The sequence below is a fragment of the uncultured Fibrobacter sp. genome (assembly GCF_900316465.1).
Taxonomy (GTDB): Bacteria; Fibrobacterota; Fibrobacteria; order Fibrobacterales; family Fibrobacteraceae; genus Fibrobacter.
Genome location: NZ_ONDD01000011.1, coordinates 1 through 25,373, shown reverse-complemented (window position 1 = coordinate 25,373; position 25,373 = coordinate 1). Strand labels below are relative to the sequence as shown.

Here is a 25,373-nt window from a genome sequence, read left to right as displayed (position 1 = left end):
CTAAAACCAGCTAGTCTTTAACACAGCGGACGTTGCAGCTCAACGTCTGCTTTTGTTTTGCAGCCTTGAATTCCATGGAATTGTCGCGGCCTATCATGTAGACATACGAGAAGTCGTCTTCGCTGTCTTGGCTGCACATGAGCGTGCTGTAAAGCCAGCCGTTGTAGAAACCGTTCTGGTTTCTATAACCAATCAGATAGGCGGAAAAGCCGAGAAGATTGTCGCCGCGTTCAAGGCCGTCGGAGTATTCGAGAGACTTGCTAGCAGCGAAGATTTTAATAGCCGTCTTGTTCTTGAACCACTTTTTCGAGAAGTCAACCAGTTTTTCCCATTCCTTGTTCGTGGGGATATGGAATCCTGTCGGGCAAATATGTTCTTCTTGCGGAGCGGCTCCGAGAATTGAACTCCACTGGTAGAATCGTCCGTACTTATCGCTGTATTTGCTGCTGCTGTCGGCGGTCCAAACGGTGTCGGTTAAATAGCTTATGTAAGGCTTGGGACTCCAGCTGGAATCAATGGCGTAGTTCAAGTTCTGGGCCATCCAAACCTGATCGCCGATGCCGACGGTTTTGTATACGGCGCCGTCACGTTCGTCAGTAACGGAATCGATTACCAGGGAATCGCTAGCGTATTTCCAGATGAATCCGTTGCAGTTGTAAATGGAATTCTGGTACTTGAAATACCCTACGTTGTCGGCGTTGCAGCCGCGGCCCATGGCCAAGTCAAAATCGTCTGCTACGGACAAGTCTCCACGATAGCAGTGGTAGTAAATGGTGGTGTCGATTAATCCTTTGCGGAAGGATTCTTCTTCGCCGCAGGGGGCAAGCTCCGCTTCTTTGATCAACAGGTCTTCGCGCTGGTCAAGTGCGGTCGCGATTCTGAATACACCATTTGAGCAAGAGAGTTCAACCGTTGAGTCGATGAGGCTCTTTTGAATCTTTCCTGTGGAATCGCATTCGAGGCCTTCGGAATAGATTTCGGCATCGGTCGGCTTACGGAATGTTCCGTTGTCGCAAATGAGTTTTACGGTCGAGTCAACAAGCGTCCTTTGCAGTTTGCCTGTTGTGTCGCATTCAAGGCCCTGGGTGTAGTATTGAGATTCTGTGGCGGTATTCCAGAATGTCTGACCCATGTCCGAATAGGTGCAAATTTCGTACATCGGTGAAGCGAAGAATGGATCATTGCTCTTGATGACTTGTCCCAAGTTCGACGTGATGCAGGCGATTCCTTCGCGCGGAATTTCGGAGGTCCATTCGCCTAGAATGGAATCGTAGGCGTATTCAAAGGATTTGTAGAAGTTGCCTTTTCTGATCTCGCCGTCGTGACCCGGTTCCCAACCATAGATGTCTTGGAAGGTTAGGCTAGGAACGTACCATCCGTATTCCTTGCTACAGAGGAACGGACTCTTGTTGTAGCTGCTGCGTTCGTCTTTCAGTATTGTCACGGAATCGATGTTCTTGTCGCTGCATTCGCCAAATCCGTAAATGCGCGCGTAAATGCCGGTGGCGATTTTTCTTTCGGGTTTGGGGTTTTCGTCATCGTTGACGAACATATAGCGGTTGGCTATGTCGTCGGCGAGTTTGATTTTTAGGGAATCGGTTTCCCACTTGCCCGTTTCTTCAAAAGCTTTTTCGTAGCCATCGTAGAAAAGCATGTTGCCGAAAGGGAATAATGTATTGATTGTCTTGGTGGTGGAATCTTTTTCGGTACCAGAAATCTGGTTCGAAAGTTTTAATTTAGGAGTGTCCCCTAACAGGTCTTTAAGCACTTCTTGCTGGGCCTGTTTTTCGGCTTCTTCAGGCTTTGCTCCCTCTTTGATGAGCTTGATGATTCGGTTGCATTCTAGCAAGGTAAGCGCGTTTACGTAGGCGGTATCTGCGCGGCTCAGGTCTACAAAGGTGTAAGAGGAATTGGCGCGCGATGCCCTGTTCTGGGTGGTAAAGAGAACATAGGGCGTCTGCAATTTCAGATTCTTGAAAACGAACGGGCAAGAGTCGCAATCGGCTTTTGCCGTGAATTCATGGCCAGTCAGTTCCATGGAAGGACTTATCTCAAGTAAGGCGCCTTCTGTCCATTTAGTGTGCTTGTAGACCCCTACAAACTGGTCGAGTTTGAACGTGTCCAACACATCGGTAGAATCGCCCAGTTCTTCTTTTGAATCCTTTCCGTCGGTTTCTTTTCCGTTGTCTTTGTCGGCTTCTTTGTCAATGTCTTTTTCGTCAGAGATTTCTTCTTGCGGCTTGCTAGAAGTATCGTCGCCGCAGCCGATAACAATGCTGCCTGCAACGAGTGTGCTTGCCATAAAGGCTAAGAATGTACGACTGCTTTTGCCCAAAAAAGTGTTTCGCATGTTTCCCCCTTATTCTTCGTCCTTTGCCTTTTCTTTTTCGACGGCGGCAAGCCATGCATCGCACGGTTCCATTTCGTCTTCTTCTTTCCAGCGGTTGCCATTGCAAGAATAACATTTCTTGCCGCTCTTGCCGTAGGTGCCTGCGGTTTGCGGCACGCAGGCTAGCTTGAGGCCTCTCGAGACATTGTCGGCTTCAGTCCAGCTGGAATCTTTCCAGTAGTAATAAGTGTCTGTGCAATACGGCCCGGGAATGACTTTCCCTGGAGTCGTGTCGATGATAGCGGGCAAAGTGATTTTGTCTAAGGTCTTGCAAGATCCATAGGACCACATTGAAGAATCGCAATACATGAGGTAGGTCGAATCGTAGGCGACGCTCTTGATTTCGTTGTAGTTCGCGGCGGTGCATTCTCCGAGCTTGGCCTTCGCTTCCCAAATATTCTTGAGGTATGTCCTGGCGTATCCGCGGGCGACTCTGTAATGGAACTTTTGGGTGTTTTCCGAGAACTTGAAACAATCGGTTTCGTTAGCTACGTTGTATGCGTTTTTCCAGGCCGAGCCCAACAAGCCATCGTCCCAGGAATCCCTTTCCAAGAAATTCTCGAAGTTGGAGGTTGGGTAAAAGCCTTCGATAAGAACGGTGACGCCCAATAGGTAATAGTTGTCGCTTTGGGAGGTTCCCATGTTCAATTTGTTGAAGTCTTCTTGCAGGGTGTCCAGCATGAAAAGTTTTGAAATTTCGGCCTGCGATGCGGCCATGGCTGAATCAAACGAAAGACCGCGATCCATGTAGCGGGTGACTCTCGTCGCTTGCATGAGCGTTAGAAGGTTCACGTCGATGGAATCGCCCTTGCGGATGTCGGCGTAAGCCTCTACAGGGCCGAAGTATTCGCCTGAATTCCTGACGATTTCGTGGCAAACGGTGTTGAATTTGCCGAGGGCTTCGACATGAACGTAAGGCTGGGTGAGCTTTACGTCTGGAATGGAATAGTAACCGAGGGAGTCGAGTATGGCTCCGCGGTAGACGACGCCTGTTTGGTTCAAGTTGCTGTCGAGTTCGCGCAGAACGACTGTGGTTCCGATTTCCATTTGCCCGCGGTTGATGTACCCGCTAATCGTGTGCGTGATATCGTCTTCAGTAGAAAGGCTGTCGGCCGTTGAATCCTTAGTGGAATCTTTGGCAGCATCTTTGGTCGAGTCGGCGGGAATCGAGGTGTTCTCGGTAGAATCTGCCGGAACGGGGTCTGCCGGGTTTGAACTTCCGGACTTGTCGTCGCCACATGCGCACAAGAAGAAACTTGTCAACGTAAGCGTGACAAAGGCAGAAATAATTTTGTCCGTAAAAATATTGCTTGCTCTCATAGCAGGCATTCTCCTTTCTTAGATAACCCAATGTAAAAATTATAACAAATTACGCGAGAAATGCTAGGGTCGAACGCATAAAAAAGACCGCGACATTTAAGTCGCGGCCTTTTAAATTTGGGGAGCGTTTGGCCCGCCCTTCAGATTACTTCTGGTGAGCCTTGAACCAGCGGATAAGACCGTTGGTGGAGCTGTCGTGATTGAGTTCAGCGTCAGCCTTGGCGAGTTCCGGAAGGATCTTCTTGGCGAGCTGCTTGCCGAGTTCAACACCCCACTGGTCGTAGCTGTTGATGTTCCAGATCACGCCCTGCGTGAAGATCTTGTGTTCGTACATGGCGATGAGGGCGCCGAGGGTTTCCGGAGAAACGTAGTCCATCATGATGGAGTTGGTCGGCTTGTTGCCTTCGAACACCTTGTGCGGGGCGAGGAATGCGATTTCTTCTTCGGACTTACCATCCTTGCGGAGTTCTTCCTGAGCCTGGGCGAGGGTCTTGCCGTTCATCAAGGCTTCGGGCTGTGCAAAGAAGTTAGAGAGGAGCTTCTGGTGATGGTCGCCGACCTTGTTGTGGCTGTTGGCCGGGGCGATGAAGTCGCAAGGAATCATCTTGGTGCCCTGATGGATCAGCTGGTAGAAGGCGTGCTGGCCGTTCGTACCCGGTTCGCCCCAAAGGATCGGACCAGTCTGGTAGTTCACGCGCTTGGAATCGCGGTCAACGGTCTTGCCGTTGGATTCCATGTCGGCCTGCTGGAAATAGGCGGCAAGGCGGTGCAGATACTGGTCGTACGGGAGCATGGCATAGCTGGAAGCGCCGAAGAAGTTGTTGTACCACACGCCGATGAGGGCGAGGATAACCGGGAGGTTCTTGTCGACCGGAGCAGTCTTGAAATGCTGATCCATTTCGTAGGCGCCCTGGTGGAGCTTCATGTAGTTGTCGAAACCGATGCGGAGAGCAATGGAAAGACCGATTGCAGACCACAGGGAGTAACGGCCACCCACCCAGTTCCAGAATTCGAACATGTTGGCGGTGTCGATACCGAAGGCAGACACGGCTTCGGTGTTGGTGGACAGAGCCACGAAGTGCTTGGCGATGGACTTTTCGTCGCCATTGAAAGCCTTGAGAACTGCAGCCTTAGCAGTTTCGGCGTTGGTCATGGTTTCAAGAGTGGTGAAGGTCTTGGAAGCAACGATGAAGAGCGTTTCTTCGATGTTCACCTTCTTGAGGGTTTCGGCCATGTGGGTGCCGTCGATGTTAGAAACGAAGTAGACTTCCGGAGAGTATTCGCCAGCAGCCGGCTTGTCGGCATACGGCTTCAAAGCTTCGGTCACCATCACCGGACCGAGGTCGGAACCGCCGATACCGATGTTCACCACGTACTTGATGGACTTGCCGGTGTGGCCCTTCCACTTGCCGGTACGCACGAGCTTGGTGAATTCTTCCATGTGCTTGAGCACGGCGCGAACTTCGGGCATCACGTCCTTGCCGTCGACGCAGATCGGATCGTTACCCTTGTAGCGGAGCGCGGTGTGGAGCACGGCGCGCTTTTCGGTGGTGTTAATCTTTTCGCCGGCAAAGTACTTACGGCGCATGTCTTCGAAACCGGCGGACTTCAGGAGGTCCTGGAGCTTGGCCATGGTTTCGTCGGTGATGATGTTCTTGGAGTAGTCCAGGAAGAGGCCGCAGGCTTCGGCGCTGAACTTTTCGGCGCGAGCCGGGTCCTTTGCGAAGAGTTCCTTCATGTGCCAGGTCTTTGCGACTTCGGCGTGGGCCTCAAGGGCCTTCCATTCCTGAGAATCAGTCAGTTTCGACATAGATTAATCCTTTCCGCTGCGCGGTTATTTGTTGCGAGGGTAAAAATAGAAAAATTTTTATATACATTTAGTGGCATGGATACATCAATTCTCGACAAAGCGATTGTTTTTGCGGTCAAGGCGCACCAGGGGGCAGAACGTAAGGGGAAGGGTTTCCCGTATATAGTTCACCCGATGGAGGCTGTCTCGATTGCTGCCACCATGACTAGCGACCAGGAACTTCTGGCCGCCGCGGCATTGCACGATACGGTAGAAGATACCGCTGTGACGCTCAAGGACGTAGAACGCGAATTCGGCAAGCGCATTGCTGAGCTTGTCGAGGCCGAATCCGACATTGAATTTGAAGGCAAAAGCCGCCAAGAAAGTTGGCGCCTTCGCAAAGAAGAAGCAATTGAACGTTTATCTTCGGCGACTAACGAAGTCAAAATCGTAGCGATTGCAGATAAATTAAGTAATATCCGCGCCATCTACCGTGATTACCAGGCGATTGGCGACAAGGTGTGGGACTTGTTCTGTGTCAAGGACAAGGCTTCGCACGAATGGCATTTCCGCGGGCTTGCACGTGCACTTGCTAGCCTCAAGGGCACTTTCGCTTACGACGAATTCGTCGATACCATCGAAAAGGTTTTCAAGAAGTAAGGTGAGCATGGACGAAGAGAAGAAGGACTATCGCCTGCCGCCTAAAGAAGCGCTGATACTGGAAGAGTATCGCGAACAACGTATTGTTTTTGAAAAGTTGCTGAGGGTTGTCAAGCGAATTCTTCGCGACAGCTTCAAAGAAAATAAAATCTATATCAACGCCATCGAAGGCCGTGTCAAGGCAGAAGATAGCCTTGCGGGCAAACTCGAACGCAAGTCGGGCAAGTACAATTCCCTTTCCGACTTGACCGATATTTTGGGCGTTCGCGTCATTACATTCTATAATGACGAAGTGGATAAAGTCGCAGCCCTTGTGGGCCGCCTTTTTGAAATCGACTGGGATAACAGTATCGACAAGCGCAAAATGCACGAAATTCACAGCTTCGGCTATAATTCGCTGCATTTTATTTGTCGCTTGCCCAAAGAAAGATATTTTGATCCTGCTTACCCGCAAATGAACGAAATCCGTTTCGAAGTGCAGATGCGCACGGCCTTGCAGCATGTGTGGGCGGTACTGGACCACGATACGGGTTACAAGTCGGGCTTCGAAGTTCCCAAGGAATACCTGCGCAACTTGAATCGCTTGGCGGGAATGCTGGAATTGATCGACGAACAATTCTGCTTGATTCGTTCAGGCATCAACGATTACCGCCGCCATGTGCAATCTCTGGTGAGTTCGGGTTGTTTTGACGAAGTGGAGTTGAACGGAGATTCGTTCGGCAATTACTTGGAACTACGCCCGTTTGATTCGCTGAACAAACGCATTGCTTCTATTAACCAGGCCGAAATTAACGAGACATCGCTTTCGCGCTTCTTGGCCGTATTCGTGTCTTTTGGATTTACGACTCTCGGCGATATTGACAAAATGATCAAAGTGAATACGGAAGACGCTTACCAGCTGGCGGCATTCCAGCTTGCCAATACCGACTTGGATATCATCAATTCTTCGCTCGGCGTAATTGCCCTTTGTTCCGTGCATGTGCTCAAGCAGGGCGGCGGCGTGCTGGAACTGACTCGGTTCCTGGAGAATCTCAACGGAGAATCGGCCAGCAATAAGCACCGCGCCGAGGGAATTTTCCGTGTGGCGCAGAACCTGTCGTTCATGAAGAAATGACACGAACGTGTCATCCTGAGCTATACGAAACTAAGAACTTTAGTTCTCAAGTTGAGTTATCCTCTTTGGGGAGAGTGTAACGAGTCGATATATGAAACTTGGCTCTTTAGAGCCATAGTTGAATTAGGTTCGTAGGAGCAGGATCTATAGCTGAAATAAAGAAAAGTCCTCGACAGCGATGCCGAGGACTTTTTGCTTTTTGAGGGAGTCAAATCTTAGTTAGCCGGAGGCGGAGGAGGCGGGTTGCCGTGCGGACCATCGTGATGGTGTTCGCTATGCGGGCCTTTTCTATGCTCGCGGAACTTCTTCATCTGTTCCTTGTGGAAGGCGTTGAACTTTTCAAGCTGTTCGGCGGTCAAGATCTTGCCGAGAGCAGCCATTCCGTTAATGCGGTGTTCAAGCAAAGCCTTGTCTGCTTCAAGAACCTTTGCCTTGGCGGCTTCGATGTTTGCTTCATCTTTGCTTTCCAGGGCGGCGCCCAGGGCCTTTTCGGCTTCGTGCTTTTGCTTGCGGAGTTCCTTGAAAATGGAATCGCCTTTCACGCGGCTGGCTTCGATGGCGGCCTTCTGTTCCGGCGTCACCTGCAGCAAGGAATCGATTACTTCAAAGTTCGGGCCTTTGAATTTCGGACCGGGACCCTTGTCAAAGTCGCCATGCGGACCCTTGTGGCCATGCTTGGCGCAGTTCGGGCAATGGCAAGGTTGACCGTTCTTTTCGCAAGAACAGGGGAGACCCTTGGTGCAGTCGCAGGGGGCGTTCATCGAGCTGTGTTCACAAGGGGCGCCTTTTTTGCAGCAGGACATGCCCATGCCGTTACAGCAACAGCCGCCTTTAAGTGTTCCCAGGAAAAATCCCAGGGCGAGGGCAAGGATTGCGATACTTGCCGCGAAGAGTTTGTTTCCGTTCATAGAGTTACTCCTTGATTAAATAATTAAAGCCGACAGTTTCTTCCAAAGTTTCGAATTCGTCGCTGGCGGAATTCCCGAGGCTTTCGTACCAGCTCAGGACTTCGGACGGTGCAGAATTGCTGATCGAAACGTATTCGGTCGAAACAGAATTTTCCTGTTCGATATCGCTGGTAAAAGACGGCAAAATCGCGGTCAGGCTCACAAGCACAAAGCTTGCGGCCAGCGGAATCGCGCTGTACCAGCTCTTGATAGGGATAATCTTGCTCTTCGCGTTTTCGGCGTCAAGGCGGGCGCAGACTTTGTCCCACGAGTCAGCCCGAGGAGTGAGCCGCTCCATTTTCGAGAAGTCAATTTTATTAGACATGGTTAAGCTCCTTTTTTAACAAATTCCTTGCGCGACTGAGGCGTGCCTTGATGGTTCCTTCGGGCATCCTGTAGATTTCCGCCAGGTCTTTCACGTCCAAGTCTTCGGCGTCTTTAAGCCAGAGCATGCTTCGCGTTTCGGCGTTGAGCGTGTTCAGGGCCTTTTCTAAAAGTTCCGGATCGAAATTGCTCGTGTCAAAGTCCTCGTTTTTGCCGAGAGCCTCTTCCACGATGGTGTCTAAGTGTTCTTCTTCGAGTTCGCGGTGGCGCTTTTGCGCCCGAAGTTTCATAAGACATTCATTGACGGTGAGCCTGTAGAGCCACGTTGCCAGTGCCGATTGCCCCTGAAAACCCTGGATTTTCTTCGGAATCTGCACAAAAATGTCCATCAGAACGTCTTCGGCCTCGTCGCGGTCCTTGAGCATACGGAATGCCAAGTTCAGCACGTTCGCGCTGTGCGCCTGCCAAAGCAGGCTTAACGCTTCGCGGCTACCGTCCTTAAGGTGTTGAAGAATCACTTTTTCGTCCATTGTACCCTTTAGATGCCCTAAAAGTTGCATCGGTTGCATTTTTATGAAAAATAATTATAAAAATGTGCATTTTCTTGCGTTTTTCTATATTTCCCGCAAATGTTTAAGATTTTGCTGGACAAGTTGAAAGAGGCGTTTGGCTCGGTCTTGCCGGTCACGCTGATTGTGCTTGCGGTGTCTTGTACGCCGCTGGTGACATTGTCCTTTAAGCAGCTTGTTGTTTTTTCTATTTGTGCGATTTTCTTGATTGTGGGCATCGGGCTTTTTAACCTGGGCGCCGACCTTGCCATGACCCCGATGGGCGAACATGTGGGTTCGGGCCTTACCAAATCCAGACGCCTGCAGTTGCTTGTTTCGGTGTGCTTTGTAATGGGCGTGCTCATTACGGTTGCGGAACCCGATTTATCGGTGCTTGCCGAGCAGGTGCGTGCGGCGGTGGAACCGACGCTTTTGATTGCGACAATTGGTGTTGGCGTGGGTTGCTTCTTGGCGCTTTCGATTATCAAGATCGTGTTCAAGAAAGACCTTTCGACAATCATCATCTTTTTCTACCTCGTGTTGTTCATGCTCGGCATGGTCATGGTCACCTTCGGAAAAGATGTCTTTGTTCCGCTGGCTTTTGATTCGGGTGGCGTGACTACGGGCCCGATTACGGTTCCCTTTATCATGGCCCTCGGTGTGGGTGTGGCCGGTGCCATTGGCGGTAAAAACGCAAACGAGAACAGCTTCGGTCTGATTGCGCTTTGCTCGGTGGGCCCGATTATTGCGCTCATGGGGCTCGTGATCTTTTCGAAGGGTGATTTGACGTATCAGCTTTCGGAATCGGCCTATTCGATTGATGCAAGTCTCGGCATGAACTTCTTGCCGGTCATTTTGGGCGTTGCAAAAGAAGTGCTTGTAGCACTTGGCTTGATTGTGATATTCTTTATGCTGCTCCAGATTACGGTGCTTCGCCTTTCTTGGTCCAAGCTGATTCCGATGGCGTTTGGCATTGTGTACACGTTTGTGGGACTGGTGGTGTTCTTAACGGCAGTTGCGGTCGGGTTCATGCCGATCGGATTTGAACTGGGCAAGCAGCTGGGCGCCATGCCGCGTGCGCTTGTGGTAGCTGGTTTTGTGCTTGGTTTGGTGGTGGTGCTTGCAGAACCTGCGGTGCACGTGCTGAACAAGCAGGTCGAAGAAGTCACTGGTGGCCTGGTGACCAAGCGTTCCATGCTGATTGCGCTTTCGGTGGGCGTGGGCATTTCGATCGGACTTTCGATGATCCGCATTATTGTCGGGTTCCCGATTATTTATTACCTGATTCCGGGTTACTTTATTTCGCTCGGGCTTTCGTTCTTTGTGCCTAAGCTTTATACCGCGATTGCGTTTGACTCGGGTGGCGTGGCGAGCGGTCCATTGACCTCTAGCTTTATTCTGCCCTTGGCGATTGGTGCATGCGCGGGCCTGCGTGACGGTGGCGATTCGATTTTGAATTATGCTTTCGGTATTGTCGCGATGGTCGCGATGACGCCCTTGATTACGATACAGGTGCTCGGTTTCAGGGCGACCGTTTCGACGGCGCTCCGTAACCGCATGATGATGCGTCGCATTCAAGATGCCGACGACGAACAGATTATCGACTTTATGTAGGGGGCGCCATGGATGTAGAAAAGAAAATAAGAAACAGGGTGTTGCGCGGGAGCACGCGTGCCAAGGTTTCGATGAATCGCCTCAAGATTTTAATTACGGTGGTGAGCCGTGCCAAGGCGGACTTTTACATGGACCACATTCAGTCTTTTGGCGTGAACATGCAGATGGTGCTGTTCGGCCAAGGAACTGCCCCGCGTGAAATTGCGACAGCCATGGGCCTTGCCGATTCGGACCGCGCCGTGATTATTAGCATTATTGGCGAAAACAATTTGCGTGCAGCCCTCGATAGCCTTGCCGAAAAGTTCAATACGATTGTGGGCGGCAAGGGTATTGCCTATACCATTCCGATGACAAGCATTATCGGCAAGTCCATCTTCAACTTTTTAAGCGACAACCGCGATGCGGTACGGAGAAACGAAAAATGAGCGGATTCAATCACGAAGTCATCTTTTGTATTGTGAATACCGGATTCTCTGAAACCGTGATGGAAGCGGCGAAGGATGCCGGTGCCCGCGGCGGTACGATTCTGAATGCCCGCGGTACGGCGAACAAGGAAGCCGAGTCGTTTTTCCATATCGCGATTCAGCCCGAAAAAGAAATCGTCATGATTCTGGTGGACGCCAAGATCAAGGATGCCGTTTTGCATGCCCTTTACCAGAAGGCGGGACTTGACACCATGGGTCAGGGAATCGCGTTTTCGCTCCCGGTGGACAACGTGGTTGGCCTTACCCCGTGGAAGGCCGAAATCAAGGCTGCTGAGGTTGCTGCCGAAAAAGCGGCTGAAAAAGCCGAAGTCGCCGTCGAAACCGCAGAAAAACAGAAGTAAAAAAACTAAGAGGAGAAACATGAGAAAATCAATTATAACGGTATTTGCCGCTAGCGCTTTTTTAATGACTGCATGCGGAGACGACAGCTCGTCTAATGCAGGGAGCACTATTTCTGCAACGGCCTCGCTGGTTGTAGACGAAGCGAATAAAATGCTGGTAATGACACCGGATAAATATTATGCGGATCAGTGCGTAGTCGAAAATGAAAGCCCTGTGTGGAAGTCTGTTTTGCAGGCACCAAGCTCCGATACTTTCAGATATGAATTTCATGGTGATTCGCTGTACCTTTATGAAGTTGATGGAGACGAAGAATATAGCGCGAACATCTATGTGGGTGGATCTGCCGGCAATCTTTATGGCACATGGAAATACACTGCGTGCCGCTACAATGATGAAGACGGACTCTATTGTTCCGATAAAAAGCGCCAGTACTATGACATGGAATACAGATTCTCTCCGGGAAAGGTGTCTGCATCTGCAGTCTATCACTATGACCGGTATTTGGCTGAACTGAATGCCCAACATTATATGGACAGTTATTTTATGTATCAGCTTTACAATAAGCTTACAGGACGTGGTTACGACAATGTGTATATAAATGAAATTACCTATAGCGAACCGGAAGAAGTTCAAGAAGTGGCTGAACGTAATGGTGTTCAGGTCATTGAAAGATCAAAGAATGGTGGAAAGTTTATGATCGGCGAAAAGACCTTCACGCTTACGGTAAACAAGGTTGATGAAAAGCTTATCATAAAAGAACCTGAGCTGTATGAGCAGGAGGAAATTGACCTTGTGGTTTCTGATGGCGTTACAAGTTGCCATGGTTATTACTTAAGGACGCGTCCCGAAAAATCTCATTGCAATATGGAATATGCTGATTACTTAAAGTTTGAACAAGAAACGGACGGCAATGGAAATGAATATGTGTATGCTTACAGACTGAGAAAAGATAACGAGAGTGAATTCAACGAATGCCTTAGAGGAATCTCTGTCGTGTCGCAAGACATGAATGTCCTTTATAAGAAAGCGGCAAAGTCAAGGAGTAATGTCGAAAAAGATATTGACAGGACCATCCGTAAGATGCTGAAATACGCAGAAAACTAATTGACAGACCAAGATTTTGACGAAATCCCGGCAAAAACCGGGATTTTCTTGTTATAGGGAGCAAACTGGAGTTGACAAGTTGTTTGCGGCAATTCATTTGTTATAATTGAAGTATGAACTTCCTCGTCTATTTCCTGTTTGCCCTGTCCGGGTTTGCGGGCCTGATTTACGAAGGCTCGTGGGCGCGTTACCTTAAACTCTTCTTGGGGCATTCTAGCTACGGCCAGGTGCTCACGCTCTGCATTTACATGGGCGGCCTTGCCATAGGCAGCTTTATTGCAGGCAGGATGGTCGAGAAAACCAAGCGCCCGCTCTTGGGGTACGGCTTGGTGGAACTGGCTATCGGTATTGGCGGGGTAGCGTACCACCCGTTGTACATTTGGCTTACCGGAATATTCTACGATTCTGCATGGACCGCTTCGCTGACGCCGCGCGGTGCTGAAATCGCGAAGGTCGCACTTGCCACGGGCTCGACGCTCCCGATTGCGATTGCGGTCGGTATGACATTCCCCTTTATTGCCGCGGGACTTATGCGCAAGAGTGGCGCCGAAGTTTCGCTCCCGATGCTTTACTTTACCAACAGCTTGGGCTCTGCCATCGGTATCTTGGCGACAAGCTACCTGTTGATTCCTGAAATCGGTAACCATGCGACCTTGTGCGTGGCTGCCTCTATCAACTTCTTGCTCGCGGCGGTATTCAGCTTTATCGGTATTGCGACTTCGCCGGTGCCGCCTAAAGATGACGATGCGCCCGAAGTTCATGACGAAGACTACGTGGCCGAACATAAACTTGCCATGCCGCCGAAGAACACCTGGTTCTGGATTGCGGCGATTACGGGTCTTACTTCGTTCGTCTATGAAATTGTCTGGATTCGTTTGCTGTCGCTGTTGCTGGGGTCTTCGAGCCATAGCTTTGACCAGATGCTTTCGGCCTTTATCTTGGGACTTGCGCTGGGTTCTGCGGTAAGCGGCAAGTTGCTTAAGAAAGACAGCTTGATTGTGCTTTCGATGGCACAGATTTTCATGGCGTTCTTTGCACTTTGCACGCTGTACTTCCATCAGCCCTTCTGGGGCATGATGAACGAGGCGAACCAGATTTTCAATCCGACCTCTGACGGTTACGTTTGCTGGAGCCTGTTCAAGTATGCGCTTTCGATGCTGTGGATGATTCCTACGAGTTTCTTTGCAGGCATGACGCTCCCGCTGATTACGTTGATTTTGACTCGCGCCTTCAAAAGCGAAGCCCCGATTGGCAAGGTCTACGGCTGGAATACGCTGGGCTCTATCATCGGTTCTGCAGGCGGTGGCCTTGTGCTGTTGCCGCTTTTGCAGCTCAAGGGCGCCCTTGTGACGGCTGCCTTGCTTGACTTTGCAATTGGTTTCTTGCTGCTGGTGATTTACCGCAAGCGTTTCCGCTACAGTGTGATGTTCTATATCATGGTGTGCGTGATGATTATGCCGGCCATCTTTGTGAAGTTTGATCCGTCGCTCATTACGTCTGGCGTGTTCCGCAGTTACAAGAACATGCACCCGAATGAAAAGATTCAGGTGATTGATGGAAAGACGGCAACAATCAGCTTCCACGAATCGCCGGTGCATTACTATGTGAAGACGAACGGTAAGGCCGACGCGAGCATGAGCAAGGATCGCGAATCTCCGATTTCAAGCGATGAACTGACGCAGGCTGCCACTGCCTTCATGCCGATGGCCGTGAAGACAGAACCGTACGACGCCGCCATGGTGGGCTTCGGTAGCGGCATGGGCGCGCATTACTTGCTCGCTGACCCGTTGCTCAAGGATTTCGATTGTGTGGAAATCGAGCAGGCCATGATGGATTTGGCGAAGGGATTCTATCCGTGGAATTACCGCGGCTACGATGACCCGCGCATTCACATCTTTATTGATGACGCGACCACGTTCTTCCATACGAACCGCCGTCAGTACGACATGATTATCAGCGTGCCCAGTAACCCGTGGGTGAGCGGTGTGGCAGGCCTCTTCGCGCATGAATTCTACGCCAAGATGCGCCGTTACATGAAACCGGGTGCCCTTTGGGTGCAGTGGATTCAGACTTATGAATTCAACGACTTGATGTTCCTGAATATTCTGAAGGCGCTCGATACAGTATTCCCGTACGTGAGCTTGTACAAGTCGACCGATGAACCCGACATCATCATGATTGCGAGCGACCAGCCGGTATTCCAGAAGGGCATTGGGCGTTTCTCCACCGATACCGCACTTGTGGCCGAATTCAAACGCATTCACCGCGATCCGGAATTCTTTGGCGAAAGGAATTTCCTGTTCACGAATAAGATGCTTAAATCTCTGCTTGAAGGCGTGAAGCCGAATAGCCTGTTTATTCCGATGGTCGACAACAAGGCTGAAGAAGCCCGCTTCGTTCACTCCGAAGCGCACATCGTGAATGTGTTCGATAGCTGCGAAGTTTGCTGGCAGCAGTACCTTGACCCTGAAGACTACAAGATGCGCCGTCCTGCCCGCGTGAAGGCGATGCTCGAAGAGCCGAAGGATGAATTCAAGAAGACGGCCTTGCTTTCTTACATGCAAGAACTTGAAGCGGCTGCCGCGAAGGATTCGTTCTCTCGCGTGCTGGTGAAGGTTGATACGATTGCCCAGGGCGACAGCATTATCTTGGATAGCGTCGTGTCCGAAAATCCGCGCCTAGTCGAACTTGAAGCGTCTATAGGTTATCAGAAGTTCCGCGAAAACTTTGTGGAATGGATTCGCAAGGTTCCGATTGAATGTCGCGATTCCGACGAGGTTTACATGAAGGCTATGGACCTTGTTTCCATGAATGCATTCCCGCGGGCCTTTGCCGATGAATTCGGTATTCTCGAGGCTGCCCGTCAGGGTGTTTACAAGCAGGCGGCTCTCTTGATTGCGAACTTCTTTGACCGCTACGAGATGAACGACATGGGCGACATCTTCTTGCGCAACTGCATCGTGCTGTCGCTTTTGGCAGGGGAGCCGGAACTTGCCGATGCTATTTACAAGAATGCAATCCAGAAGAACGAAGACTTCTTCGCGGTTGAAAAGCGCCTAATTGAGCGTGAAATCCAGCAACTCAGAAGAAAACTCCAGTAGCAATCGAATAATACCAAATTAATGTAAACAAAATGAAACTCGGGCCTTGCCGGGTTTCTTTTGTTGTTTTATCTTTGTAAAAAGAAGACTTTGTTAGAAGGAGGAATCGTGAAACGATTGTTTTTGGTGGCGGCCCTCAGTTTTGCGGCGGTATCGTTTGCAATGAACTATACGGGCAATGTGTATGTGAAAAAATCTGTCCGTGCCTCGGAATATTTGTACCTGTCTGTTGGCTGTACGGCAAAAAATGATAGCGGTGTAGTCAAGGCTATCGGTACAAGTGATATCCCTATTTCGAGCAGGGATGAGTATGGGTGGTTTTTTGGACCGGTCAAATCGCTCCTTCAGGGTGACACAATTGCCCCGTTCTGTTTTTACAGAAGCATTCTCGATAGCACGGCAAAGAGAGTTGTCGACGATGAGGGCTATGCGAGCTACGTTTACGAAAAATCCTACCAGTCCTCAAGAATCTTCACTGCAAAGGATTTTGATAATCACGAAGACCTCTATATCGACTTTGACAAAGGCGACCTGATGTATAGGGATCTCTCTGCTCCGACGGTATTCTTCAAGGCGCCGGATTATTGGGGAACAAGTTACGTCATTGCTAATAACGAGTCGGTCAAACTCCAGAAAAAGACAAGTGATGGGTGGTTCGTTGCCCATGACGAACTGAAGGTCCCGTATATCAGGGCGAATGTCAAGTTGGATACAGTCGTTAGCTATACTGTGCCTGATTCAGTACCATATAGGGAAACGGTTTACGATACTCTTTCTGCGGATACGCTTTATAGAGCTCTTAATGGAAAGATTGCGTTTACCAATGGTGCAGTGCGCTATGTTTATGCAGAAGAATTCAGTGTGAGCGATGGTAGCTATGGCTACTACGTCTCCAAGCTTGGTATAGACCTTTCTTTGTACGATAGCGATTCTATTTATGTTTTCGAAAATCCCAAGAAGGAACATTCCACACTGGTGCGCACAAAGGCTCCGGAACAAGTGTATAGTGTGCATGTGCTTCCGCCCCAAACCGCAGATTGGTTTGGTGAAATTCCGGTGATCGTGAATGGAACTTCTGGCGTAAAGTCTACGGTGAAAGTCTATGACAGAAATTGCGGTTGGTTTACATCGGTCTTCTTTGAAGAATCCATTCCGACGAATGCTTCTTTTGTCGGAAAAGAAAACTCTGCGCTTTCGTTTGCCAAAGGCTTGAATCTTGATTCGTTGTTTAAGGCTCAGAAGACGACAGAACTCTTTTATGTTGCAAACGATTTGACCAAGACATTCTGGTATAATAAAAATCCTGAAGTAAATGGAATCTGCTCGGTGGAACTGCAGGGAATTGTCTATGATACCGATGCTAGTCTTCATCCGGCGTTCTCCTGCTATTCTCAGGGCGGCGAAGGTTGCCAGGCTCTCTCGGGTACTGCCGCTCAGGATGTCGATAAGACTGTTGCCATGGAGGCAATCAATGCTTGTATTGGTGTGACGCCTGGGATTGTAGACAGTGTCCTTGGCGCAGACAATAAGCCGGTCCTTTCTAAAACGGGTGAAAAGTGCTTTATCAAGTCGGAATACTTTAACCAGTTGTTTAATCCGACCGAAGGCGTGAACGAAACGACTTGCTCGGCAATTCCGTTTATGCTCAATAATGAGGGCAAGTGGGAATTCTTGTCGGATGCATACACATCTCCTGGTGCACCTGTGATTGGCGGCTATTATCCTGTTGAACAAACTGAGGATGCCGATGTTGTCGTGGGGAGCCCGGTTGCTGCTGCAAGAACTAAGCGCACCGCAGAAGGTCCCGTGTTCATTGGCTCGAAACTTCGAGCACTTGACTCGGTCGAAAATGTGTCGAAGATGAACGTGCTTTGCAAAGGCCCTGCGTGGGATAAGGGTATTGATTGCTCTGGACTTTTTGCCGATGGTGAAGACCTTACGGCGCCTCTTACAAAGTACTTGGGCGCACCGGAAACTGGAAGCGAACTTTGCGTATGGGGTTGGTCTTGCCCCATGGATGCTCCCGATGGTTGGCCGCTGTTCAAGGACTATGAAACGCTTGTTGGTGGTGCTGGAATAAATGCGTCCGCGATGTCTTTTGAAACGAGATGGTTCTCTCCGAAAGTTGGGCGTAACCAACATTTCTGTTTCGAAAGCCATGCCAAGTTTACTTACAAGAACGGTCAAAAGTTCGGTGTCCGTGGCGATGACGATATCTGGATCTTTATCGATGGAAAACTTGTAATCGACTTGGGTGGTACGCATTTGGCTGCCCCTGGTTATGCAGACCTTTCACGCGTGAAGGGTAAGAACGGGGAACCTTTGGTTGTCGGAAAATCCTACGACATCGATATCTTCTTCTGTGACCGTCGCACTACGATGAGCAACATGAACATCTTCAGTAATTTCTACCTGGACCAGTCCGAGTCGATTGAAAAGATGAAGCCTTGCAAGGTGGATGTGAAGAATATCTTTGATAACGATTCTCTTTCGGGTCAGACGGTTGCTCAGCGCAGTAGTGCTCTGCCAGCAAAGATTGGCGTTGCCGTTGAAGGTCGTGTGGCCTCCGTCTCTGGTGTAAAGCCCGGTTCGGAAGTGACCTTGATGGATATGCAGGGCCGTGTGATTGGCCGTTACCAAGCATCGACTGCGAACGTGAAAATCGAAATCCGCAATGCTGGCCGCTATATCTTGAAGACGGCCTCGGGCCTTCAGACAATCAGCGTTCGCTAAATCAGCGAATATCGAAAAAAAAACGGAGCTTTTGGAGCTCCGTTTTTTTTGTATAAGTCAAAAAGAATTAGAACATGAAGTTTATACCGAGAGTGGTATAGAACGTGTTCAGCGAAGAATCATAGAAGGCTTCTTCGGCAACCAGCGTCTTGTTCAGGAGGCTGGTGAAGCACTGCACCACGCGGATATCCACGCTGACCCAGCGGGTGAGCATGTAACCGATGTCGAGGGCGCCGCCCACTTCCATACCGGAGGTAGCGACCGTATTTTCGCGCTTGCCACCGCTAGTCTTGAATTCAGACGAACCGTTCAACTTGAGGCCCATATTGATACCCAAGCCCACGTAGAAGTCGTAGTCTTCGAAGGTATAGCGGAAGATAATCGGGATTTCGAACATGAGGAGATCGATGCTAGCTTCGTTGGTGTAAGCATCCATGTCCTGTTCGTAGGTGTAATGTCTGTAGTTGAAGGTCAGTTCGGGCACGAGGCTCAGGTTCTTGACCATGAAGTTCATCTTGAGCAAAAGACCGCCACCGCCCTGGTAGCCGACCTTCCAGCCGTCAGAGTTTTCGCCAAAGAAGGTGTTGATGCCGCCCTGGGCGCGAATACCGAGCAAAACGGCGCGCTGGAAACCTTCGTTACGCATGCGGTTGATTTCGGATTTCTTGGTCGTTTCTGCTTTATAACGGGCGTATGCGCTAGCATATTCTTCGTCGTTTGCAAATTCGCTGTCGGTAGATCCGTCGTATGACTGGTCGTCGCCAGAAGAACTTTGGGCAGAAGGGGCAGTTGCCCAACCTTCATCATCATCATCTTGAGCCATGGCAGGCATCGAAAATGCCAAGGCCATGGCGACCGCTACACTCAATCTCTTCAAATCCATAGTCTAATTATAATAAAAGGGCACGTAAAGTCCGCCTATAAAATAAATTCTAGTGCCTAAAATAGTGCGGAAATTTTTGTTTACCTATAAAGGGGCGTAACGAAAGGCCCCGATTTTAGAGCAGGAACGTTGCGCCGAAGCCCACATGCATGGTGTAGAGCTTGGAATGCATCAGGGCGGATTCTGCAATCAGGTCAAGATCCAACAGGTTTGTAAAGTTTTGGATAACTCGGAGGTCCAAAACGAGCCAACGGTTGATGGCGCAGCCCACGTCAAGAAGGGCGCCGATTTCTACGCCCACGGTCGGAACCGTGTTGGAGCGCTTGTCCTTGGTCTTTGTGCCTTCGAAGTCTATTGTCTGGTTGAATTCGGAGTCGCCGCTCATCTTTAGGCCGAGGTTTGGTCCCAGGCCGATAAAGAATCCGTCTTCATCGAAAATGAACTGGGCGATGACCGGAATTTCAAAAAGCATTTCGTCGATAGAGGCTTCGTTCTTGCCGTAGTCGGACTTGCCGTCGTAGCTGTAATGGCGGTAGCTGAAGTTGAGTTCGGTAGACACTGCGAAGGAGCGGCCCAGCGGGAGCTTTGCCATAATGCCTGCGCCGAGTTCGGGGCCGATGTTCCAGTCGCTGGCCTTGCTGCCGAGGTTGTTGTTGATGCCGACCTGGGCGCGGACGCCGAACTGCATACCCTTGGAAAAGCCTTCTTTGCGGGCGCGGTAGTCAGATGCGTTTTCTTCGATGTAGTGCTGGGTGTCTTCGTCTTCTTCGTCGATATTGGTTGTCGCGACTGCCGGGGCTTCGTCTTCTTCTTCTTCGTCGCTACCGGTGTTGGCGGCGGCGGTTGTGTCGGTCGTAGATTCTTCTGTGGAAGTGGGCCAGGGTTCTTCTTCGCTGGCGGAGCCGTTGTCGCTGTAAGAATAGTTCGAGTTGTCTTCACTTTCGCTTTGGACCGCTTGGTCGGCTTGATCGGCAGATACGTACCCGCATCCGTCGCCTACGCAGTTCGGGTCGGGCACCTCGCCGGAGCCTTCGAAATCGCCCTGCGCGAATGCGTTAGCGATTGCCAGAGATCCTGCGAAAATTGCAATAGCGAAGCGGTTAGACAGCGAAAATGTTTTCATGCTTTTAATTATAACAAAATTTTTTTGAGAAAGCGCAAAACTTTTTATTTTTGGGAAAGTATGCCGATTCTTTCTGCCCAGAACCTTCTTTTACGCATTGGGGCGAATGCGCCCCTGCTCGATAACGTGAGTTTTGACATCGAGGCCGGCGACCGGATTTGTCTGGTCGGCCGCAATGGTTGCGGCAAGAGCACCTTGCTCAAGGTGCTCTCGGGCGAGGCCGAGGCCCAGTCGGGCGATATCGTCAAGAAGTCTGGCCTCAAGATTTCGCGCATGATTCAGGAAATTCCGGCCCATATTGAGGGGACGGTCCGCGACGTGGTGATGCAGGGCGTTTTGCAGGACGGCACCCACGATACTCACGCCGAGGCGATTTTGGGCAAAACGGGGATAGATCCCGAGGCTCTTTACGACAGTTTGAGCGGTGGCCAGAAACGCCGTACCCTTTTTGCGCAGGCACTGGCCCAAGACCCGGACCTGTTGCTTCTGGACGAACCGACCAACCATTTGGACATTCCGGCCATCCAGTGGCTCGAAGGAATCGTGACGCGCCTGAATTGTGCGTTACTGTTTGTGAGCCATGACCGCACCTTTGTGCGCCGTGTGGCTACCCGTATTTTTGACTTGGACCGCGGTCGCGTGCGCAGCTGGGATTTCCCCTACGACAAGTTCGTGCAGTTCCGCGACCAGGCCTTGGCCGAAGAAGACAAGGCGAATGCGCTTTTCGACAAGCGCCTGGCCGAAGAAGAAGTTTGGATTCGCAAGGGAATCCAGGCGAGGCGGACCCGTAACGAGGGCCGCGTGCGCGCGCTGATCAAGATGCGCGAAGAACGTGCAGCGCGCCGCACCCGAGCGGGCAATGTGAACATGCAGATTACCGAGGCGGACCGTTCGGGGCGCCTGGTGGCACGCCTTACTGACGTGAGCTATTCCTACGATGGCGCTCCGTTAATCAGCGGGCTTTCGACCGAAGTTTCCCGCGGAGACCGCATTGGTATTGTGGGCCCGAATGGTTCGGGCAAGACGACTCTCTTGCGTCTTATTTTGGGCGAACTCAAGCCCGATACCGGCGACATTCGTCTGGGTACCAACTTGCAGGTGGCCTACTTTGACCAGATGCGTACCCGCCTTCGCGAAGACAAGTCGCTCGTTGAAAACATTGCCGATGGCCAGCAGTACGTGATGCTGAACGGCGTCAAGCGCCATGTGTTAAGTTATCTGCAAGACTTCCTTTTCTCGGCAGATCGCGCCCGTGGCCCGATCAGTGCTTTGAGCGGCGGTGAACGCAACCGCCTGCTGCTCGCATGCCTCTTTAGTCACCCGAGTAACGTGCTGGTGCTCGACGAGCCGACCAACGACTTGGACATGGAAACCTTGGACCTGCTCGCAGAACTCTTGGCTGACTACAAGGGAACCGTGCTTACCGTAAGCCACGACCGCGCCTTTTTGGATTCTGTCGCGACAAGCATTTTGGCGATTGAAGACGGCGGAAATGTGTTTGAATCCGTAGGCGGTTACAGCGATTACGAAGCCAAGAAAAAGATTCGCGACAAAGAAGCTGCAAACGCGGCCCGCATCGCTGCCGAAAAAGAAGCCGAAAAGCAGGCTCGGGCCGCGCAGAATTCTGGCGCACCGTCACAGAGTGCAGGGGCGTCGGCCGCGAAAAAGAAAAAGCGCAGCTACAACGAAGAGCGCGAATACGCCGCCTTGCCCGACAAGATCGAAAAGCTTGAAGCCGAAATCGCTGAACGTCAGACGGAACTTTCTAAGCCCGAGGTGTTTACCAACGCCACCCGAATCGTGGAACTTCAGAAAGAAATCGCCGACCGCGAAGCCGAACTTGAAAAGGCTTACGAGCGCTACGAAGAACTTGATGCGCTGGGATAGCGTGGGCGAGACCGGACTAGCGGTTCTGGTCTGTTTCAAAAAGTTTACATTTATGGATAAAAAAGCACTATAATCACAACATTCCAAGTTGCATTATATGCTAATAGAATATAGATTTGGAATGATGGTAATTTGGGAAATCATAAGAGGTCAACTATGATGAAAAAAATGATTTCGTGGTTGGGCGCTGTGGGCGCCTTGGTAAGTTCCGCCTACGCTGCGTCGGCGACTGTTTGGACAGAAGAGGGCGAGGGCACAATGGCCCCTGCCTATTGGTATACATTTAAGTACGGTACGGGTGCATCGATTGACACCTCTACCACGGCAGCCAACGTGAAGGTTGGCGATATGACTGCTACCGAAAGCAAAACTGCAAATGGTGCGGGCTTTGGCCTTACCTGGAAGCAGAATGCCGATTACGAGGACACTCCCGTTTCTCTTTCGGCGTACAAGGGCGTATGCTTGACTTACAAGGCGACAGCTCCGTTCCGTATTGATTTCAAGCAGTCTACCATTACCGATGACAACTACTATGGTGCCGAAATGCCTGCCACGGCTGGCGCCAAGGTGTTCCTTGCTTTTGCTGACCTCAAGCAAGGATGGAAATCCAAGACGACGGTGAATTGGAATGCTGGCAAGCAGATGGGCATTCAGTTTAGCTACAAGAGCAACTATGTGACTGCAACCCAGAACTCCAACACGCTTCAGATTGTAAGCCTCATTCTTGACGATGAATGCGTTACGTTCCCGCCTGAAGTGGTCGCACCTTATACGACCATTACCGAAATGGAATTGGAGGAAGGCGATACCTTGGCTCTGGATATGAGCAAGATGTTTACCGACCCCGATGGCGATGCCCTGACTTATACGGTAAAGGTGCTTGGCGATGCCAAGGTTGCCGATACGTTGTACAACAAGACGGGCATTGTTAATATCATTACGAAGGAAAATCCGAAAGACGGCGCCTCTGTCACGATTACGGCAACCGATCCCAACAAGAAGTCGGCTACCTATTCGTTTGACCTAGCTACGACCGATAGGGAAAATCCCCCTGTTGCCGTCAACGATTCCTACGAAACGAAGGAAGAAACGGCTCTCAAGGTGACTCTGAAGAACAACGTTTTGCTTAACGACTACGATCCGGATGGCGACACCTATACGGCAGCGCTCGTGACGGCGCCTGCTCACGGTACCTTGACTTTTGACGGAGAAGCAGGAACCTTCACCTACACCCCGGAAAAAGACTTCTTCGGTACGGATGCCTTTACCTACATGTTGACCGAAGATCCCCGTGCTGATGCGACTTACGATGTGCAATCCAGTGGTGAAGCTACGGTGACTATCAAGGTGACCAACGTGGACGACCCGATTCAGGTTGTTGTTGTGGATTCCGCTTTGACCCTTGAAGACAAGGCTTACCAGCTGGGTGATACGCTGGAACTCAACGAAGACTTTGAAACAGCGATGGTGAAGATTCCTATGGAAAACCTCGTGTTCAGCGATCCGGATGTCGATGGCGCTGACCTTGAAGTCAAGGTGAAGACGAGCGGTATTGTGACGGCCGAATACGGCACAATCAAGACCAACCATGTGGTGGAACTTTCCTCTATCGCCAATGCAAATGGTGTTGCCAAGGTGACCCTGTTTGCTGTCGATGGCAAGGATACCGCTGCAGTGTCCTTCTATGTGAATGTGCTCCCGGTGGCTGATCCTCCGGTTACTGTGGCTGACGCCTACAAAATGGTGCAAGATTCCGTGAACAAGGTTGACGCAAAGAAGGGCTTGCTTGCAAACGACAAGAACCCCGATGGTAAAACGACTTTGAAGGCTTACCTGTACGAAAATGCCACCGAAGGCAAGGTCACTGTTGCCGAAGATGGTTCGTTCACTTATGAAGCTGGCCATTACCAAGGTGAAGATACCTTCATGTATTACATTGTCAATGCCGAAGGCGATACTTCGGAACCGGCTGAGGTTACCTTGACGGTTGAATACAAGAACCTTGCTCCGCAGATTCTGCCTGGTGTTGCCGATACGGTGGGCAAGCGCCTTGCTAATCTGGTCGAAGACTTTACCACTGTCGTGAAGTTCACCAAGGTTGAGATCCAGAGCTGGTTTGAAGACGATGGCGGTGTCGCTAACCTGACCTTTACGGCTCGCAGCGACGACAGCTTGCTTGTCGCCAATTACAATCAGACTGCTTTGTTTATCGGCCGTGTCATGAATGCTTGCGGTGATGCAACCGTGATTCTGGTGGCAACCGATTCTGTGGGCGCCTCTACGGAACTTCCGATTCCGGCAAAGATTGCTTGCACCAACGACAAGCCCGTGCCTGTTAAGGTCCAGGATACGCTTTATATCGGTTTCGCTGACTGGTCCGATACCCTTAACTTGTACGACTTTGTGAAGGATCCGGATGGCGATTCGCTCACCTTTACCGTGACCTCTAACAAACTGATTGAATCTAAGTTTGATTGGGAATTGAAGGACTACAACTTGATTATTTCGACTAAGGACAGCAGCTATCTTGATAAGGGCGCTTCTGTAAGCTTCTCTGTGAAGGCTTCTGATTCCCTTACCTACGCAACCTTCAATTTGGTGCTGGTTGCTAAGCCTGATCCGAAGTCCTCTATCAAGCCGGCATTTGCTGCCGCTCCGAAGGCTACCTGGCAGAACGCAATCCTTGCAAGCCGCGGTGCTGTGGCTCTGTTCGATATGCAGGGCCGCGTGATGTGGAAGGCCAAGCTCCCGGTCAGCGAAGCAGACGTGCGTAACGCTGCCGCCCAGGTGCAGGGCAGAAAGATCCTGCAAGTGAACAAGCAGACCTGGACGATTAAGTGACACGCTTCGCGTGTCATCCCCGCGAAGGCGGGTATCTCCTATAAAATTTAAAAGCCCCGCTTCTGCGGGGCTTTTTTTGTATACAGAAAACCACCCGCTAGGCGGGTGGTTCCGTAAAAGCCTTCTGGCGGTCATGAGAAAAAATCCTTTGACTAATATTGAAATGCGG

18 protein-coding genes are annotated in these 25,373 nt (G+C 50.6%); 10 read left to right on the top strand and 8 right to left on the bottom strand.

What is annotated here, in order from left to right:
• Positions 1-10: 10 nt before the first annotated feature.
• From QZN53_RS05685 to pgi, 3 genes are all read right to left on the bottom strand, one after another.
• Positions 11-2,302: an FISUMP domain-containing protein gene (locus QZN53_RS05685; protein ID WP_163437911.1), complete on the bottom strand. Its 2,292-nt coding sequence runs from the start codon at positions 2,300-2,302 to the stop codon at positions 11-13.
• Positions 2,303-2,359: 57 nt separating this feature from the next.
• The gene (locus QZN53_RS05680; protein ID WP_163437910.1) at positions 2,360-3,709 is read right to left on the bottom strand and encodes a hypothetical protein; all 1,350 of its coding nucleotides are present in this window, start codon (positions 3,707-3,709) and stop codon (positions 2,360-2,362) included.
• 145 nt (positions 3,710-3,854) lie between these two features.
• Complete coding sequence (pgi, locus tag QZN53_RS05675; RefSeq protein WP_072979880.1) at positions 3,855-5,519, bottom strand: glucose-6-phosphate isomerase; 1,665 nt, start codon at positions 5,517-5,519, stop codon at positions 3,855-3,857.
• 75 nt (positions 5,520-5,594) lie between these two features.
• On the opposite strand from pgi, the gene QZN53_RS05670 reads away from it, so the two are divergent.
• Both QZN53_RS05670 and QZN53_RS05665 read left to right on the top strand, forming a co-directional pair.
• On the top strand, positions 5,595-6,158 hold the full coding sequence (locus tag QZN53_RS05670; RefSeq protein WP_163437909.1) for an HD domain-containing protein: 564 nt from the start codon (positions 5,595-5,597) through the stop codon (positions 6,156-6,158).
• Between the two features lie 7 nt (positions 6,159-6,165).
• Positions 6,166-7,272 carry a (p)ppGpp synthetase gene (locus QZN53_RS05665; protein ID WP_294652024.1) on the top strand — a complete coding sequence of 369 codons (1,107 nt, stop codon included), beginning with the start codon at positions 6,166-6,168 and terminating at the stop codon, positions 7,270-7,272.
• A gap of 215 nt (positions 7,273-7,487) precedes the next feature.
• Here the strand turns inward: QZN53_RS05665 and QZN53_RS05660 are convergent, their stop codons facing one another.
• Genes QZN53_RS05660 through QZN53_RS05650 form a run of 3 tightly spaced genes read right to left on the bottom strand, consistent with a single transcriptional unit; the run spans position 7,488 to position 9,073 of the window.
• A complete protein-coding gene (locus QZN53_RS05660) occupies positions 7,488-8,180 on the bottom strand; it encodes a Spy/CpxP family protein refolding chaperone (RefSeq protein WP_205428128.1) in 693 nt (230 codons plus the stop codon).
• Between the two features lie 4 nt (positions 8,181-8,184).
• The gene (locus QZN53_RS05655; RefSeq protein WP_088626747.1) at positions 8,185-8,544 is read right to left on the bottom strand and encodes a hypothetical protein; all 360 of its coding nucleotides are present in this window, start codon (positions 8,542-8,544) and stop codon (positions 8,185-8,187) included.
• Positions 8,537-9,073: a sigma-70 family RNA polymerase sigma factor gene (locus QZN53_RS05650; RefSeq protein ID WP_163437907.1), complete on the bottom strand. Its 537-nt coding sequence runs from the start codon at positions 9,071-9,073 to the stop codon at positions 8,537-8,539. The genes QZN53_RS05655 and QZN53_RS05650 overlap by 8 nt, the downstream gene beginning before the upstream one ends.
• Before the next feature lie 99 nt (positions 9,074-9,172).
• Between QZN53_RS05650 and QZN53_RS05645 the strand changes: the two genes are divergently transcribed.
• From QZN53_RS05645 to QZN53_RS05620, 6 genes are all read left to right on the top strand, one after another.
• Positions 9,173-10,705, top strand: coding sequence for a DUF1538 domain-containing protein (locus QZN53_RS05645; RefSeq protein WP_163437906.1), 1,533 nt, complete (start codon positions 9,173-9,175; stop codon positions 10,703-10,705).
• An 8-nt stretch (positions 10,706-10,713) separates the two neighbouring features.
• Positions 10,714-11,130, top strand: a complete 417-nt coding sequence (locus tag QZN53_RS05640) for a hypothetical protein (RefSeq protein ID WP_163437905.1) — start codon at positions 10,714-10,716, stop codon at positions 11,128-11,130.
• Positions 11,127-11,531, top strand: a complete 405-nt coding sequence (locus QZN53_RS05635; RefSeq protein ID WP_205428127.1) for a P-II family nitrogen regulator — start codon at positions 11,127-11,129, stop codon at positions 11,529-11,531. Before QZN53_RS05640 ends, QZN53_RS05635 begins: the two co-directional genes overlap by 4 nt.
• Positions 11,532-11,550: 19 nt before the next feature.
• Complete coding sequence (locus QZN53_RS05630) at positions 11,551-12,636, top strand: hypothetical protein (protein ID WP_163437904.1); 1,086 nt, start codon at positions 11,551-11,553, stop codon at positions 12,634-12,636.
• A gap of 113 nt (positions 12,637-12,749) precedes the next feature.
• Positions 12,750-15,737: a spermine synthase gene (locus QZN53_RS05625; protein ID WP_163437903.1), complete on the top strand. Its 2,988-nt coding sequence runs from the start codon at positions 12,750-12,752 to the stop codon at positions 15,735-15,737.
• A gap of 108 nt (positions 15,738-15,845) precedes the next feature.
• Positions 15,846-18,470: a fibro-slime domain-containing protein gene (locus tag QZN53_RS05620; RefSeq protein WP_163437902.1), complete on the top strand. Its 2,625-nt coding sequence runs from the start codon at positions 15,846-15,848 to the stop codon at positions 18,468-18,470.
• A gap of 67 nt (positions 18,471-18,537) precedes the next feature.
• Here QZN53_RS05620 and QZN53_RS05615 read toward each other — a convergent pair whose 3' ends face one another.
• A complete protein-coding gene (locus tag QZN53_RS05615; RefSeq protein WP_163437901.1) occupies positions 18,538-19,353 on the bottom strand; it encodes an outer membrane beta-barrel protein in 816 nt (271 codons plus the stop codon).
• Positions 19,354-19,468: 115 nt separating this feature from the next.
• Positions 19,469-20,476, bottom strand: a complete 1,008-nt coding sequence (locus QZN53_RS05610; RefSeq protein ID WP_163437900.1) for a porin family protein — start codon at positions 20,474-20,476, stop codon at positions 19,469-19,471.
• Between the two features lie 60 nt (positions 20,477-20,536).
• Here QZN53_RS05610 and QZN53_RS05605 point away from each other — a divergent pair, with 60 nt between their 5' ends.
• Both QZN53_RS05605 and QZN53_RS05600 read left to right on the top strand, forming a co-directional pair.
• Entirely contained in the window at positions 20,537-22,363 is a 1,827-nt protein-coding gene (locus QZN53_RS05605) for an ATP-binding cassette domain-containing protein (protein ID WP_163437899.1), read from the top strand.
• A gap of 156 nt (positions 22,364-22,519) precedes the next feature.
• Positions 22,520-25,204, top strand: a complete 2,685-nt coding sequence (locus QZN53_RS05600; protein ID WP_163437898.1) for an Ig-like domain-containing protein — start codon at positions 22,520-22,522, stop codon at positions 25,202-25,204.
• The last annotated feature ends 169 nt before the right edge of the window (positions 25,205-25,373 follow it).

Coding starts and splice junctions, on each gene's coding strand:
- QZN53_RS05685 (WP_163437911.1), bottom strand. CDS start 2,302: ATGGCAAGCACACTCGTTGCAGGCAGCATTGTTATCGGCTGCGGCGAC.
- QZN53_RS05680 (WP_163437910.1), bottom strand. CDS start 3,709: ATGAGAGCAAGCAATATTTTTACGGACAAAATTATTTCTGCCTTTGTC.
- pgi (WP_072979880.1), bottom strand. CDS start 5,519: ATGTCGAAACTGACTGATTCTCAGGAATGGAAGGCCCTTGAGGCCCAC.
- QZN53_RS05670 (WP_163437909.1), top strand. CDS start 5,595: ATGGATACATCAATTCTCGACAAAGCGATTGTTTTTGCGGTCAAGGCG.
- QZN53_RS05665 (WP_294652024.1), top strand. CDS start 6,166: ATGGACGAAGAGAAGAAGGACTATCGCCTGCCGCCTAAAGAAGCGCTG.
- QZN53_RS05660 (WP_205428128.1), bottom strand. CDS start 8,180: ATGAACGGAAACAAACTCTTCGCGGCAAGTATCGCAATCCTTGCCCTC.
- QZN53_RS05655 (WP_088626747.1), bottom strand. CDS start 8,544: ATGTCTAATAAAATTGACTTCTCGAAAATGGAGCGGCTCACTCCTCGG.
- QZN53_RS05650 (WP_163437907.1), bottom strand. CDS start 9,073: ATGGACGAAAAAGTGATTCTTCAACACCTTAAGGACGGTAGCCGCGAA.
- QZN53_RS05645 (WP_163437906.1), top strand. CDS start 9,173: ATGTTTAAGATTTTGCTGGACAAGTTGAAAGAGGCGTTTGGCTCGGTC.
- QZN53_RS05640 (WP_163437905.1), top strand. CDS start 10,714: ATGGATGTAGAAAAGAAAATAAGAAACAGGGTGTTGCGCGGGAGCACG.
- QZN53_RS05635 (WP_205428127.1), top strand. CDS start 11,127: ATGAGCGGATTCAATCACGAAGTCATCTTTTGTATTGTGAATACCGGA.
- QZN53_RS05630 (WP_163437904.1), top strand. CDS start 11,551: ATGAGAAAATCAATTATAACGGTATTTGCCGCTAGCGCTTTTTTAATG.
- QZN53_RS05625 (WP_163437903.1), top strand. CDS start 12,750: ATGAACTTCCTCGTCTATTTCCTGTTTGCCCTGTCCGGGTTTGCGGGC.
- QZN53_RS05615 (WP_163437901.1), bottom strand. CDS start 19,353: ATGGATTTGAAGAGATTGAGTGTAGCGGTCGCCATGGCCTTGGCATTT.
- QZN53_RS05610 (WP_163437900.1), bottom strand. CDS start 20,476: ATGAAAACATTTTCGCTGTCTAACCGCTTCGCTATTGCAATTTTCGCA.
- QZN53_RS05605 (WP_163437899.1), top strand. CDS start 20,537: ATGCCGATTCTTTCTGCCCAGAACCTTCTTTTACGCATTGGGGCGAAT.
- QZN53_RS05600 (WP_163437898.1), top strand. CDS start 22,520: ATGATGAAAAAAATGATTTCGTGGTTGGGCGCTGTGGGCGCCTTGGTA.